The organism is Inquilinus ginsengisoli, from assembly GCF_050434925.1.
GTDB lineage: Bacteria > Pseudomonadota > Alphaproteobacteria > DSM-16000 > Inquilinaceae > Inquilinus > Inquilinus ginsengisoli_B.
Window position 1 is genome coordinate 1,163,854 of sequence record NZ_JBNDJK010000001.1, and the last position, 13,085, is coordinate 1,176,938.

General features: G+C 68.9%; 11 protein-coding genes and 1 pseudogene. 8 read left to right on the plus strand and 4 right to left on the minus strand.

Annotation, left to right across the window (positions count from 1 at the left end; genetic code table 11):
• Positions 1-372: 372 nt before the first annotated feature.
• Together QFZ27_RS05770 and QFZ27_RS05775 are read left to right on the plus strand one after the other, a co-directional pair.
• A complete protein-coding gene (locus QFZ27_RS05770; protein WP_429225137.1) occupies positions 373-1,539 on the plus strand; it encodes an efflux RND transporter periplasmic adaptor subunit in 1,167 nt (388 codons plus the stop codon).
• The gene (locus tag QFZ27_RS05775; protein WP_429225138.1) at positions 1,536-4,682 is read left to right on the plus strand and encodes an efflux RND transporter permease subunit; all 3,147 of its coding nucleotides are present in this window, start codon (positions 1,536-1,538) and stop codon (positions 4,680-4,682) included. Before QFZ27_RS05770 ends, QFZ27_RS05775 begins: the two co-directional genes overlap by 4 nt.
• Positions 4,683-4,805: 123 nt before the next feature.
• On the opposite strand, the gene QFZ27_RS05780 is transcribed toward QFZ27_RS05775, so the two are convergent.
• Entirely contained in the window at positions 4,806-5,366 is a 561-nt protein-coding gene (locus QFZ27_RS05780) for an ankyrin repeat domain-containing protein (RefSeq protein WP_429225139.1), read from the minus strand.
• 148 nt (positions 5,367-5,514) lie between these two features.
• Here QFZ27_RS05780 and QFZ27_RS05785 point away from each other — a divergent pair, with 148 nt between their 5' ends.
• The 4 genes from QFZ27_RS05785 to QFZ27_RS05800 all read left to right on the plus strand — a co-directional run bounded on the left by QFZ27_RS05785 (position 5,515) and on the right by QFZ27_RS05800 (position 9,426).
• Complete coding sequence (locus tag QFZ27_RS05785) at positions 5,515-6,168, plus strand: peroxiredoxin (protein WP_429225140.1); 654 nt, start codon at positions 5,515-5,517, stop codon at positions 6,166-6,168.
• Between the two features lie 9 nt (positions 6,169-6,177).
• On the plus strand, positions 6,178-6,423 hold the full coding sequence (locus QFZ27_RS05790; protein WP_429225141.1) for a hypothetical protein: 246 nt from the start codon (positions 6,178-6,180) through the stop codon (positions 6,421-6,423).
• A gap of 142 nt (positions 6,424-6,565) precedes the next feature.
• The gene (locus QFZ27_RS05795) at positions 6,566-7,186 is read left to right on the plus strand and encodes a hypothetical protein (protein ID WP_429225142.1); all 621 of its coding nucleotides are present in this window, start codon (positions 6,566-6,568) and stop codon (positions 7,184-7,186) included.
• 431 nt (positions 7,187-7,617) lie between these two features.
• Positions 7,618-9,426 carry an ABC transporter ATP-binding protein gene (locus tag QFZ27_RS05800; RefSeq protein WP_429225143.1) on the plus strand — a complete coding sequence of 603 codons (1,809 nt, stop codon included), beginning with the start codon at positions 7,618-7,620 and terminating at the stop codon, positions 9,424-9,426.
• Between the two features lie 17 nt (positions 9,427-9,443).
• On the opposite strand, the gene QFZ27_RS05805 is transcribed toward QFZ27_RS05800, so the two are convergent.
• Positions 9,444-9,647 carry a LysR substrate-binding domain-containing protein gene (locus QFZ27_RS05805; protein ID WP_429225144.1) on the minus strand — a complete coding sequence of 68 codons (204 nt, stop codon included), beginning with the start codon at positions 9,645-9,647 and terminating at the stop codon, positions 9,444-9,446.
• 61 nt (positions 9,648-9,708) lie between these two features.
• Positions 9,709-10,353, minus strand: a pseudogene (locus QFZ27_RS05810) (LysR family transcriptional regulator); the annotation flags it as partial.
• A 111-nt stretch (positions 10,354-10,464) separates the two neighbouring features.
• On the opposite strand from QFZ27_RS05810, the gene QFZ27_RS05815 reads away from it, so the two are divergent.
• Positions 10,465-11,205: an SDR family oxidoreductase gene (locus QFZ27_RS05815; RefSeq protein ID WP_429225145.1), complete on the plus strand. Its 741-nt coding sequence runs from the start codon at positions 10,465-10,467 to the stop codon at positions 11,203-11,205.
• A gap of 28 nt (positions 11,206-11,233) precedes the next feature.
• Positions 11,234-12,133 carry an SDR family oxidoreductase gene (locus tag QFZ27_RS05820; RefSeq protein ID WP_429225146.1) on the plus strand — a complete coding sequence of 300 codons (900 nt, stop codon included), beginning with the start codon at positions 11,234-11,236 and terminating at the stop codon, positions 12,131-12,133.
• Positions 12,134-12,143: 10 nt separating this feature from the next.
• Here QFZ27_RS05820 and QFZ27_RS05825 read toward each other — a convergent pair whose 3' ends face one another.
• Positions 12,144-13,013 (minus strand): glutamate racemase, encoded by an 870-nt coding sequence (locus QFZ27_RS05825; RefSeq protein ID WP_429225147.1) that lies wholly within the window; start codon positions 13,011-13,013, stop codon positions 12,144-12,146.
• Positions 13,014-13,085 lie beyond the last annotated feature (72 nt).

Here is a 13,085-nt window from a genome sequence, read left to right on the forward strand (position 1 = left end):
GTCCCGGAGGCCCCGGGATGTGTGCGGTGCAAAAGATTCCGGCAGCGGGAAGGGGTTGTCGTGAGCTCAGCCATCCGGGATTCGGGGTGCGCCCCGACATTATTCCGTCTTTCCGGAGACCGGCTGCCGCGTCTCTCCCGATAACAACTCTTAATATGTCGGCTCGGCCTCCGCCATTGCCCGGGCGGCCAAGAGCAGGCATTCTGGGGATGCGCCGATAGGACGGTGTGGGGGTCGAATGAAACGTCTTGGGGATCTTGCGCATCTCTGAAACATACATTCTGGAATGTATGTAAAGCAATCCTGCGCTGCAGCCCGTCGTTCAAATTTATTGTGCAGTGCGAAAAACTCTGAGGCAAAGGTGCGGTCACCGTGAGCAAGACGTCATCAATTCGCGCCGTCGCATTGGCCGTCACCCTGGCCGCCGCGCCGATTCTTGCATCTTGCAACGAAAACACCGGTGAAGCCCAGGCCCAGACGCAATCCGCGCCGCCGCCGCCGGAGGTGACGGTGCAGGAGGTGGAGGCCGGTCCGGTGCCGCTGACCTACACCTACGCCGCCCGGGTCTCGGCCTTCCGCGAGATCGAGGTGCGCGCCCGCGTCGGCGGCATCCTGCTGAAGCGCGACTACACCGAAGGCGAGCGGGTGGCGGAAGGGCAGGAGCTGTTCCGCATCGACCCCGCCACTTACCAGGCCGAGGTGGCGCGCGCCCAGGCTCAGCTGCAGCAGTCCCAGGCCCAGCTTGCCAACGACCGCGTCAACGCCGAGCGCGCCGCCAAGCTGTTCGCCGCCCGCGCAGGGTCGGAGCGCGACCGCGACGACGCCGCGGCCAAGGTCCGCACCGACGAGGCGGCGGTGGCCACCACCCAGGCGCAGCTGAAGACGGCGCAGCTCAACCTCGACTACACGACGGTGACGGCGCCGCTGGGCGGCATGACCAGCATCGAGGAGGTGCCGGAGGGCAGCCTGATCAGCGCCAACGGCCTGCTGACCCGGATCACCCAGCTCGACCCGGCCTATGTCAGCTTCTCCTTCAGCGACGCCGATTTCGCCGAGATCCGGCGGTTGCTCGACGAGGGCAAGGCCGACGGACCGAAGGACCGCCGCTTCCCGGTGTCGGTCAAGCTCGGCGACGGGCGGACCTATGAGCATGGCGGCACCATCAACTTCACCGACAGCATCGTCGACGACCAGACCGGCACGATCCGCGCCCGGGCGATGCTGCCGAACGCCCAGGGCATCCTGATGCCGAACCAGTTCGTCCGGGTCACCGTCGGCGGCCTGGCGCTGAAGCAGGGCATCGTGGTGCCGCAGGTGGCGGTGATGCAGGGCCCGCAGGGTCCCTTCGCCTATGCGCTGGGCGAGGGCGACAAGGCCGAGGCCCGGCCGCTGACGCTCGGCCGCGAGGTCGAGGGCGGCTGGCTGGTCGAGGCCGGCCTGAAGGCGGGCGACCGGATCATCACCGAGGGCGTGATCAAGGTCCGGCCGGGCAGCCCGGTGCGCCCGTCCGGGGCCAAGGTGGCGCAGGTGGCCCCGTGATCTCCCGCTTCTTCATCGACCGGCCGGTTTTCGCGGCCGTCCTCTCGATCGTCATCACCCTGGCCGGGCTGGTGGCGATGCGGGTGCTGCCGATCGCGCAGTATCCGGAGATCGTGCCGCCCGAGGTGACGGTCTCGGCCAGCTATTCCGGCGCCAGCGCCGAGACCGTGGCCCAGACCGTCGCCGCGCCGCTGGAGCAGCAGATCAACGGCGTCGACAACATGCTGTACATGCGGTCGACCAACACCGGCGACGGCACCATGACGCTGACCGTCACCTTCAAGATCGGCACCGATCCCGATCAGGCGACGATCAACGTCAACAACCGGGTCCAGCGCGTGCTGCCGACCCTGCCGCAGGAGGTGCAGCGCACCGGCGTCCGCGTCGACAAGAAGTCGAGCTCGATCCTGCAGGCGGTGATCCTGCACGACGAGAGCGGGCAGTACGACCCGATCTACCTGAACAACTACGCGCTGCTGAACGTCATCGACGATCTCAAGCGCGTGCCCGGCGTCGGTGATGCCACGCTGTTCGGCGCCGGCAAGGACTATTCGATGCGGATCTGGCTGCGGCCGGACAAGCTGGCGCAGTACAGCCTGACGCCCAGCGACGTCTCCGCCGCGATCCGGGAGCAGAACGCCCAGTTCGCCGCCGGCCGATTCGGCGAGGAGCCGGATGCGAGCGGCCTCGCCTTCACCTATTCGGCCACCACCGACGGCCGCCTGCCGAACGCCGAGGCGTTCGAGAACATCATCCTGAAATCCGACAGCAACGCGGCGACGCTGCGGCTGAAGGACGTGGCGCGGGTCGAGCTCGGCGCCCAGGCCTACAACTCCGCCGCCAACTACAACGGCAAGCCGGCCGCCGCGATCGGCATCTACCTGCAGCCCGGCGCCAACGCGCTGGAGACGGCGGAGGGGGTCAAGGCCCGGATGGAGGAGCTGAAGCAGGCCTTCCCCGACGGCATCACCTACGCCATCCCCTACGATACCACCCGCTTCGTCCAGGTCTCGATCGACGAGGTGATCAAGACCTTCATCGAGGCGATGGTCCTGGTCGTGCTGGTGGTCTTCGTCTTCCTGCAGAACCTGCGGGCGACGCTGATCCCGGTGATCGCCGTGCCGATCTCGATCCTCGGCACCTTCGCCGGGATGTACATCCTCGGCTTCTCGATCAACCTCCTGACTCTGTTCGGCCTGATCCTCGCCATCGGCATCGTCGTCGACGACGCGATCGTGGTGCTCGAGAATGTCGAGCGCATCATGCGCACCGAGAAGCTGCCGCCGAAGGAAGCGGCGCGGAAGGCGATGGACGAGGTCTCGGGCCCGGTCATCGCCATCGTGCTGGTGCTGTGCGCCGTGTTCGTGCCGGTCGCCTTCATGGGCGGGCTTGCCGGCGAGATGTACCGCCAGTTCGCCGTCACCATCGCGGTCTCGGTCACCATCTCCGGCATCGTCGCTCTGACGCTGACCCCGGCGCTGTGCGCCCTCATCCTCAAGCCCGGCCACCACCAGCCGGCGCTGCCGTTCCGCTGGTTCAACCGGGTGTTCGACGGCATCACCTCAGCCTACACCGCCGGGGTGCGCTTCTTCCTCAAGCGCTTCGCCATCGGCCTGCTGCTGTTCGCGGGCTTCGCCGGGGTGGCGGGCTATCTGTTCCAGAAGATCCCGGGCTCGCTGGTGCCGGATGAGGACCAGGGCTATCTGATCGTCGCCGCCTTCCTGCCGCCCGCCGCCTCGCTGGAGCGGACCGAGAAGGCACTGTCCGAGGCGACCCGGAACATCCTGAAGCACCCGGCGGTCAGCGAGAGCATCGACGTGCCCGGCTTCGACCTGCTGTCGGCGGCGCAGAAGACCTATGGCGGCGTCGTCTTCGTGCCGCTGAAGGACTGGTCGCAGCGCACCGACCCGGCGCTGGACGCGCGCAACCTGCCGGGTCCGTTCATGGGCATGAATGCCGGCATCAAGGACGCCATGGTGCTGGCCTTCAACCCGCCGCCGATCATGGGCATGAGCACCACCGGCGGTTTCGAGGCCTACGTCCAGGACCGCACCGGCGCCGGCTATCCGGCCCTGGCCGAGGCGACGCAGAGGCTGGTCGACGCCGCCGCCAAGCGGCCGGACCTGGCCGGGGTGCGGTCCCAGTTCAACATCGCCATCCCGCAGTACAAGCTCGACGTCGACCGCGAGAAGGCGCGGGCGCTGGGCGTGCCGATCTCGTCGATCTTCGACGCGATGCAGGCCACTTTCGGCAGCCTCTACGTCAACGACTTCACGCTGTACGGCCGCAACTACCGCGTCAGCCTGGCGTCGGAGGGCAGCTTCCGGCAGCGGCCGGAGGATCTGAAGCAGGTCTTCGTCCGCGCCGACAGCGGCGCCATGATCCCGATCGACGCCTTGGTGAAGAGCCGGCGGGTCGTCGGCCCCGACCAGGTCGAGCGCTTCAACATCTTCCCGGCGGCGAAGATCATGGGCGGCCCGGCCCCGGGCTTCTCCTCCGGCCAGTCGATCGCGGCGATGGAGCAACTGGCCAAAGAGGTGCTGCCCCAGGGCTATGCCCTGGCCTGGACCGGCTCGGCCTTCCAGGAGCAGTCGACCGGCGGCTCCGGCAACCAGGCGCTGCTGTTCGGCCTGGTCATGGTGTTCCTGATCCTGGCGGCGCAGTACGAACGCTGGTCGCTGCCGATCGCGGTGCTGACCGCCGTGCCCTTCGCCCTGTTCGGGGCGCTGGTCGCGGTCTGGCTGCGCGGGCTGCAGAACGACGTCTACTTCCAGATCGGCCTGGTCACCCTGATCGGCCTCGCCGCCAAGAACGCGATCCTGATCGTCGAGTTCGCGGTGCTGAAGCGCGAGGAGGGGATGAGCGCCTTCGACGCGGCGCTGGAGGCGGCAAAGCTGCGCTTCCGGCCGATCGTCATGACCTCGCTGGCGTTCATCCTGGGCTGTCTGCCGCTGGCCATCGCCAGCGGCGCCGGCTCGGCCAGCCGCCACTCCATCGGCACCGGCGTGATCGGCGGCATGCTCGCCGCCACCGTCATCGCCACCTTCTTCATTCCGATGTTCTACCGGCTGATCGCCTGGCGCGATCGCAAGCAGCCGGCAACGGAAGCGGGGCCCGCCTTCCCCCAGGCGGAGCATCCGTGAGACGGGGTCGCCCCACGGCCCCGTCTCGGTCCCGGTCGTCCTTGCTGCCCCTCGACGACCGGGACTCCTAAGCGGACGGGGCGCGGACCGCAACCCGCGCCCCGTCCGTCAGCTCTCATCGGTTCAGTCCGACACTCCGGCCTTGCGCAGTCGCGACGCGACCGAGCGGGACCGGCTGGTCTCGGCCCAGCCCAGGGCGGAGCGGCCGGTAAAGTCGCGCAGCTGCGGCTTGGCGCCGCCCGCCAGCAGCGCCTCCACCACCGGCAGGCTGCCGCCGCGGGCAGCCGCCATCAGCGGGGTGATGCCCTGGCGGTTGGCACGGTTCGGGTTGGCCTTGCCGTCCAGCAGTGCCCGCACGATGCCGATATCACCGGTGTCGGCGGCCCAGTACAGCGGCGTGTTGCCGAGCGAATCCGGCTGGTCCGGCTGGGCGCCGAATCGCAGCAGTTCACGTACCATGGGGGTGCGGCCGTCGCGGGCGGCGATCACCAGCGGGGTGCGGCCGCCGGCATCGGTCGCGTTCGGCGGCGTGCCGCTCAGCAGCAGGGTTCGGACCTTGTCGACATCGTTGGCGTCGACCGCCCGGATCAGCTCCGGCGCCCGGCGCAGCACATCGATCTCGGCCACGGCCGGGCCGCTGAGGGTGAGAAGCAGCGCCACTGCGGCACGGATGCCTCGTCTCATCTCGATCCTCCGGCTGGCCCGCCGGCCCGGCGGGCTCGGGCGCGAGCTTATACCGCGCCGCGCCGTCCGGACCAGCCGGTTGGCCCTCGCGGCCCGGCTGGACTATCCTCTGCCGACGCCGCAATCGCTGTCAGCAGTGAGTTCCGCCATGACCGAGACATCCTCCCTTCCCAGCCTGCCCCGCCTCGGGCAGGTCGCCCCGCCCTTCGAAGCCGAGACCACCCATGGGCGCCTGGCGCTCGAGGATTTCCGCGGCAGCTGGGTCGTGCTGTTCTCGCACCCGGCCGATTTCACCCCGGTCTGCACCACCGAATTCGTCGCCTTCGCGCGGATCGCCCCGGCGCTGAAGGAGCGCGGGGTCGAGCTGCTGGGCCTTTCGATCGACAGCATCTACGCCCATCTGGCCTGGACCAAGCGGATCGAGGAGCTGTTCGGCACCAGGATCCCGTTCCCGGTGATCGCCGACGGCGACCGCAAGGTGGCCACGCTGTACGGCATGATCATGCCGGAGCAGTCGGGCACCGAGACCAGCCGCTGCGTCTTCGTCATCGATCCCACCGGGGTGGTGCGGGCGATGATCTACTATCCGCTGACCACCGGCCGGAACATCGACGAGATCCTGCGCCTGGTCGACGCGCTGCAGACCACCGACAAGCACAAGGTCGCGACCCCGGCCGACTGGCGCCCCGGCGGCAAGGTGATCGTGCCGGCGCCGCGCACGATCGAGGATGCCGACGCCCGGGCCAAGGGCGGCTATGCCTACACCGACTTCTGGTATTGCGAGACCGAGGTGAAGGGCTGATCCGGGTCCATGGCCTGCATCAACCCGGACGGCACGCTGACCGAGGTGGCGAAGCGCAGCCTCACCCTCCTCGCCGTCCCGCACACCGTGGCAGGGCTGGCCGAGGCCGCCAGCCTGCCGCTCTGGCGGGTGCGCGCCACCCTGCGCGAGACCGGCCGGGCCAAGCTGGTCGCCTGTCTCGACCCCGATGCTGCCGATCCGTCCTGGCAACTCACCGAGCTTGGCGTCGAGGCGCTGGAATTAAGCCAGGACTGATCACGCTTTACTGATGCATCACAATGGGATATGGGTTCGAGTTGAAGCACGTTGTGAGCCCAGCCGGTGCGGCGGAGCATTTCGAATTCTGTCGGCGGGGCTTCTGCGCTAAAGTGCGGGCGATGGATCTGCGGGGGTACCGATGAGGATGATGAAGGGTTTTGCGGTGGCCGCTTTGGCCGCCATGGCGTTGGCGGCTTGCCAGGAGGCGCCGCCGCCGAAGCCGCAGACGGGGGGGCTGTTCCCCGATGTCGGCAACTACCAGCCGGTGAACCTGCCGGCGAAGGCACAGTTGACGCCGACCGAGGTGCGCTACGACCTGCTGGTCAAGCTGCAGACCGAGATGATGGTCACCGGGCTGAGCTGCAAGGAAGAGTTCAAGGATCCGATCATCTTCCGGACCTTCAGCCAGTGGGTGGTCAACAACGACGACCGCATCCTGGAGACCCAGGACAAGCTCGGCCGGCTGCTTGGCAAGTACGGCAAGGGCAACGGCCAGCGCCTGTTCGACACCTATCGCACCAAGATGGCGAACGACGAATCCCAGCGCATGCAGCGGATGACGCAGGCCGCCTACTGCCTGGCGCGCCAGGACCAGTTCGCCGAGGTGGTGAAGTACAATCCGCAGCAGCTCGACGAGTATCTGAACAAGACCTACGAGATGCTGCACACGCGCTACAACGAGGTCGGGTCGAAGACCCAGACGGCGGCGGCGCCGGCCGACAAGGCGGCAGCTCCGGCCGTCAAGCCGAAGAAGCCGTAAGCACCAGTTTTCTCTTTTGCCGATCCATCCGGAAAGGGCCGCGCGAGCGGCCCTTTTTCGTCTCTAACCCACATCAGCCCGATAATCTCCCATCGCGACTTGCCGAAACATTCTGTCGCTGGTATCAAGAACCTCCCGTCGGTCTCGACGGGTTGAACGGTGTCCACAAAACGGCAGAGGGGAGTTGCAGTGACATCGCCACGCATCGTCAGCTCCCCGGACCTCCGCCACTAGGTAGGTCCGCTTCCGCGCTCCCGGCTGGTCTGGCCCCGGGGGCCTCCGGATCCCGCCGAGGACGCCCAACGGGCCTACACCGCCCGGGCGCCCCACTCGAAACCCTCAGATCGCCGTCGGTGCCGGGGCCTCGCCCTCGCCGACTCGCCTGAACCGTTCAGCCGGGAGGATGCCGCTTCGGCGGTGTCGGAACGACCGTGGCGCCAGACCAGACCACCAAAGACCAGACCACCAATCAGAATCCTCTGCTGCGCGTGCTGCGCTTCAGCTTCGGCCATTGGCGCCGCCATCCGCTGCCGGTGACGGTCGCGATCGGCGCCGTGGTGGCCTCGACCGGCATCGACGTCGTGCTGCCGGTGTTCGCCGGCCATATGGTCGACGCCATCGCCTCCGGCCCCGGCGGCTATGACGCGGCGCTGCAGGCGCTGCTGACCATCGTCGCCCTCGGCATCGTCTACGTGGCGCTGCGCGACACGGTGTTCCGCGCCATCATCCGGCTGACCACCCGGGTCATGCAGGCGATGACGCAGGAGGCGTTCTGGCGCGTCCAGCGCTTCTCCACCGACTGGCATGCCAATGCCTTCGCCGGCGCCACGGTCCGCAAGATCAACCGCGGCACCTGGGCGATGGACCTGCTGAACGACGTGATCCTGGTCGAGCTGCTGCCGTCGATCCTGATCCTGCTCGGCGCCACCGCGCTCTTGGCGGCGCGCTGGCCGCTGATGGGGGCCGCGGTGGCGGCGGGCGTCGCCGTGTTCCTGCTGATCAGCCTGGTGCTGGTGCTGCGCTACGTCGCCCCGGCGGCGCGGCTGGCCAACGAGATGGACTCGAAGCTGGGCGGCAACCTGGCCGATTCGATCGGCTGCAACGCGGTGGTGAAGACCTTCGGCGCCGAGCGGCGCGAGGACAGCTTCATCGCCCGCACGGTCGAGATCTGGCGCCAGCGCACCATCCGCACCTGGCATCGCGGCACCAACTCCGGCACCACCCAGAACCTGCTGATGGTGGGGCTGAACGGCATGGTGCTGGGCATCGGCCTGTGGCTGTGGGGCCGCGGCATGGCGACGCCGGGCGACATCACCTACATCCTCGGCACCTACGCCCTGATCCACGGCTATCTGCGCGGCGTCGGCATGCATGTCCGCAACCTGCAGCGTGCGGTCAACGACATGGAGGAGCTGGTCGACTTCATGGACCAGCCGCTCGGGGTCGAGGACCGGCCGGCGGCGCCGGAGATCAAGGTCGAGGCCGGCCGGATCGATTTCGACGCCGTCACCTTCCGCTACCAGGGGCAGAAGCAGCCGATCTATGACGACTTTACCCTGGCCATCGCCCCGGGCGAGCGGATCGGCCTGGTCGGCCATTCCGGCAGCGGCAAGAGCACCTTCGTCAAGCTGGTGCAGCGCCTCTATGACCTGAACGGCGGCGCCATCCGCATCGATGGCCAGGACATCGCCGGGGTGACGCAGGAGAGCCTGCGCCGCCAGATCGCGCTGGTGCCGCAGGAGCCGGTGCTGTTCCACCGCTCGCTGTCGGAGAACATCGCCTATGGCCGGCCCGACGCGACGATGGAGCAGATCGTCGACGCGGCGACGCAGGCCTATGCCCATGACTTCATTTCCCGCCTGCCGCAGGGTTACGAGACGCTGGTCGGCGAGCGCGGGGTGAAGCTGTCGGGCGGCGAGCGCCAGCGCGTCGCCCTGGCCCGCGCCATCCTGGCCGACGCCCCGGTCCTGATCCTGGACGAGGCGACGTCCAGCCTCGACAGTGTGTCGGAATCGCTGATCCAGGCGGCGGTGGAGAAGCTGATCGTCGGCCGCACCACGATCATCGTCGCGCACCGGCTGTCGACCGTGCAGAAGGTCGACCGCATCCTGGTGTTCGATCGCGGCCGTATCGTCGAGCAGGGCACCCATGCCGAGCTGGTGAAGCGCGAGGGCGGCCATTATCGCGAGCTGTTCGAGCACCAGGCGATGGGGCTGATAGACGGCCAGGAAGCGGCGTAAGCCGCTTCCTCCCGACTCTAGCCACCCTCGGCCGATGGCAGGCGGGCGGCGAACTCCGTCGCCAGCCAGTCGATGAACACCCGGACCCGCGGCGACAGCTGTCGGCTGTGCGGGTACAGCACATAGACCGGTGACGGGGCGGGCGGCATGTCGGCCAGCACCTCGACCATGGTGCCGGCCGCCATATCCTCCGCCAGCCGGTAGCGCGGCAGCTGGATCACGCCCCAGCCCCAGCCGGCCGGCGGCGAAATAGATCTCAGCGCCCGCCGCCGACACCGTCACCGGCAGCGTCACGTCGCGCCGGGCGCCATCGACCGTGAACTCCAGCGGCAACAGGGCGCCGGTGGCGGAGGACAGGAAGCCGACCATGCGGTGGCCCTCGAGATCGTCTGGCGTCCGCGGCGTGCCGAACCGTTCCAGATAGTCCGGGCTGGCGAAGGTGCCCTCCGCCAGCACTGCGATCCGGCGGCCGATCAGCGTGCTGTCGGCGGGCTGTCCGACCCGCAGGACGCAGTCCACGCCCTCGCGCACCAGGTCGACGAATCGGTCGCCCTCGCCGAAATGCAGCTGGATCTCCGGGTATTCCTCCAGGAACCGCGGCAGGCCCGGCATCATGAAGGACCGGGCCAGGATGCCGTGCACGTTCACCCGCAGCAGCCCCTTGGGCTTGGCGCCGGTGAAGGCGGCCTCGGCCTCCTCGATATCGGCCAGGATCGACAGGCAGCGCTGGTAATAGGCCTCGCCGTCCAGAGTCGGGCTGACCTGCCGGGTGGTCCGCTGCAGCAGCCGCACGCCCAGCCGCGCCTCCAGCTGCTTGACCCCCTCGGTGGCGGTCGAGCGCGGCAGGCCGAGATCCTGCGCCGCGAGTGAGAAGCTGCGCCGCTCGACCACCCGCAGGAACAGCCGCATCGCATCCAGCCGGTCCATGGTGGTTGTTCCTGAAATCCGAATGATGATGTCAAATCAGAGCAGATTATCCGGAAGAGGATAAGGTCCATCTTTGCCTCACCGACATGAAGCTCGGGTTTGGAGGACAAGATGAGCGAACGGAGCAACAAGGTCGCAATCGTCACCGGCGCCTCGCGCGGCATCGGCGCCGCGATCGCCGAGCGGCTCGGCCGTGACGGCTTGACCGTCGTCGTCAACTATGCCGGTAATGCCGAGGCCGCCGAGGCCCTGGCCGGCGGCATCGAGCAGGCGGGCGGCCGCGCTCTGACCGCCCAGGCCGACGTCGCCGACCCGGCCGCGGTGCGCCGCATCTTCGAGGCGGCCGAGACCGCCTTCGGCGGTGTCGACGTGGTGGTGAACAATGCCGGCGTCATGCAGCTGGCGCGGATCGCCGACACCGACGACGCGCTGTTCGACAAGACGGTCGCGATCAACCTCAAGGGCACCTTCAACGTGCTGCGCGAGGCCGCCAAGCGGCTACGCGACGGCGGCCGCATCGTCAGCATCTCGACCAGCGTCGTCGGCACCAGGCTGGAGACCTACGGCGTCTATACCGCGACCAAGGCGGCCGTGGAGACCCTGACCGGCATCCTGGCGAAGGAGCTGCGCGGCCGGTCCATCACCGTCAACGCCGTGGCCCCGGGGCCGGTCGGCACCGAGCTGTTCTTCCACGGCAAGTCGCCCGAGCTGGTCGAGCGCCTTGCCAAGGCCGCCCCGCTGGAGCGGCTGGGCACGCCGCAGGACGTCGCCGCGGCCGTGTCCTTCCTGGCCGGCCCGGATGGCGGCTGGGTCAACGGCCAGGTGCTGCGTGCCAATGGCGGCCTGGTCTGACCGGAACCGTGTTTCAGGAGCGCATCCCATGAGCCATGTCATCGTCGTCACCGGCGCGTCCAGCGGCTTCGGCCTGATGGCCGCCCGCGCTTTGGCCCATGCCGGCCACATCGTCTATGCCAGCATGCGCGACACCGCCGGCCGCAACGCGCCGCAGGCGGCCGAGGTGCAGGGCTATGCGAAAGAGCACGGCGTCGATCTGCGCACGGTCGAGCTCGACGTCGCGTCGCAGCCCTCGGTCGATGCGGCGATCGCCCGGATCATCGCCGATAACGGCCGACTCGACGTCGTCGTGCACAATGCCGGCCATATGGTCTACGGCCCGGCCGAGGCGTTCACGCCGGAGCAGCTGGCCCAGCTCTACGACATCAACGTGCTGAGCACGCAGCGCGTCAACCGCGCGGCCCTGCCGCAGCTGCGCCAGCAGGGCAGGGGCCTGCTTGTCTGGGTCTCGTCCAGCAGCACGCGCGGCGGCACCCCGCCCTATCTGGCGCCCTATTTCGCCGCCAAGGCCGGGATGGACGCGCTGGCGGTCAGCTATGCCGGCGAGCTGGCGCGCTGGGGCATCGAGACCTCGATCATCGTGCCGGGCGCCTTCACCAAGGGCACCAACCACTTCGCCCATTCCGGCACTCCGGCCGACTCGGCGCGGGCGGAGGAGTACGCCCGCGGTCCGACCGCCGATTTCGGCGAGGTCGCCTTCAAGGGCCTCGCGGCGCTGGAACCGGCCGACGCCGACCCGCAGGCGGTCGCGGACGCCATCGTCAAAGTGGTCGACACCCGGTTCGGCAAGCGCCCGTTCCGGGTCCATATCGACCCGTCGCAGGACGGCGCCGAGATCGTCAACGGCGTCGCCGACCGGGTGCGGGCCGAGCTGCTGCGGCGGATCGGGCTTGAGGACATCCTGACGCCGCGGTCGATCGGCTGAGGCGGGCCGGCTATCGCACCCCGGCCAGCGCCTCCGTCCCGATCGGCCGGAACGGTGCCGGGCGGCCGTGGAAACGGGTGGCGAGGGCGGAGACCAGTTCGGCATCGCCGGTGGTGAAGAACAGCGGCGGCGCCTCGGCTCCGCCGGCGGTGTCGAATTCGGGGTGGCGCTGCAGATAGGCCTTCAGGCTGCGGGCGGTGATGTCGGGCTGGGACAACATCTCGACGCCTGGCGGCAGCGCCTCGGCGAACAGGTCGGCGACCAGGGGATAATGGGTGCAGCCCAGGATCACCGCATCCGGCGCCACGCCCCGCAGCTGCCGCATCAGCAGCGCCGCATAGCGCCGCACGGCGCGGCGCAGCACCGCCTCCGGCGCCGCCCGCTCGATCAGCGTCACCAGCACCGGGCAGGCCTGCTGCACCACCGTGATCTCCGGCGCCCGCTTGCCGATCTCCTCGACGAAGGCGCCGGTCCGGACCGTGTGGCGGGTGGCGAAGATGGCGACGGTGCGCGGCTCGCCGCGATGCCGGCCGGTGCGGATGTCGGCCATCCAGGGCACGCCGGTGATCGCCTCGACCATCGGCACCAGCACGCCGATCACCCGCCGGTCGGGATGGTGCTGCGGCAGCCAGCTCTGCTGCAGCCGGCGCAACCCGGTGGCCGCGGCGGTGTTGCAGGCCAGAACCACCAGCCGGCAGCCCAGGCCGAACAGCCGCTCCACCGCCGCCACGGTCAGGCGGTAGATCTCCTCCGGCTCGCGGTTGCCATAGGGGGCGTGGCCGTGGTCGCCGAGATACAGGAAGCGCTGCTGCGGCAGGTGCCGGGTCAGCGCCTGCAGCACCGTCAGCCCGCCATGTCCCGAATCGAAAACCCCAATCATCCGCATCCCCGTGGCGCTGTCCTCGCGGTAGCGGATCTCGGGGGCATTCTCAAGGCAATTGGCCGTCGGGTC

Coding starts and splice junctions, on each gene's coding strand:
- QFZ27_RS05795 (WP_429225142.1), top strand. CDS start 6,566: ATGAGGATGATGAAGGGTTTTGCGGTGGCCGCTTTGGCCGCCATGGCG.
- QFZ27_RS05790 (WP_429225141.1), top strand. CDS start 6,178: ATGGCCTGCATCAACCCGGACGGCACGCTGACCGAGGTGGCGAAGCGC.
- QFZ27_RS05820 (WP_429225146.1), top strand. CDS start 11,234: ATGAGCCATGTCATCGTCGTCACCGGCGCGTCCAGCGGCTTCGGCCTG.
- QFZ27_RS05780 (WP_429225139.1), bottom strand. CDS start 5,366: ATGAGACGAGGCATCCGTGCCGCAGTGGCGCTGCTTCTCACCCTCAGC.
- QFZ27_RS05785 (WP_429225140.1), top strand. CDS start 5,515: ATGACCGAGACATCCTCCCTTCCCAGCCTGCCCCGCCTCGGGCAGGTC.
- QFZ27_RS05825 (WP_429225147.1), bottom strand. CDS start 13,013: ATGATTGGGGTTTTCGATTCGGGACATGGCGGGCTGACGGTGCTGCAG.
- QFZ27_RS05815 (WP_429225145.1), top strand. CDS start 10,465: ATGAGCGAACGGAGCAACAAGGTCGCAATCGTCACCGGCGCCTCGCGC.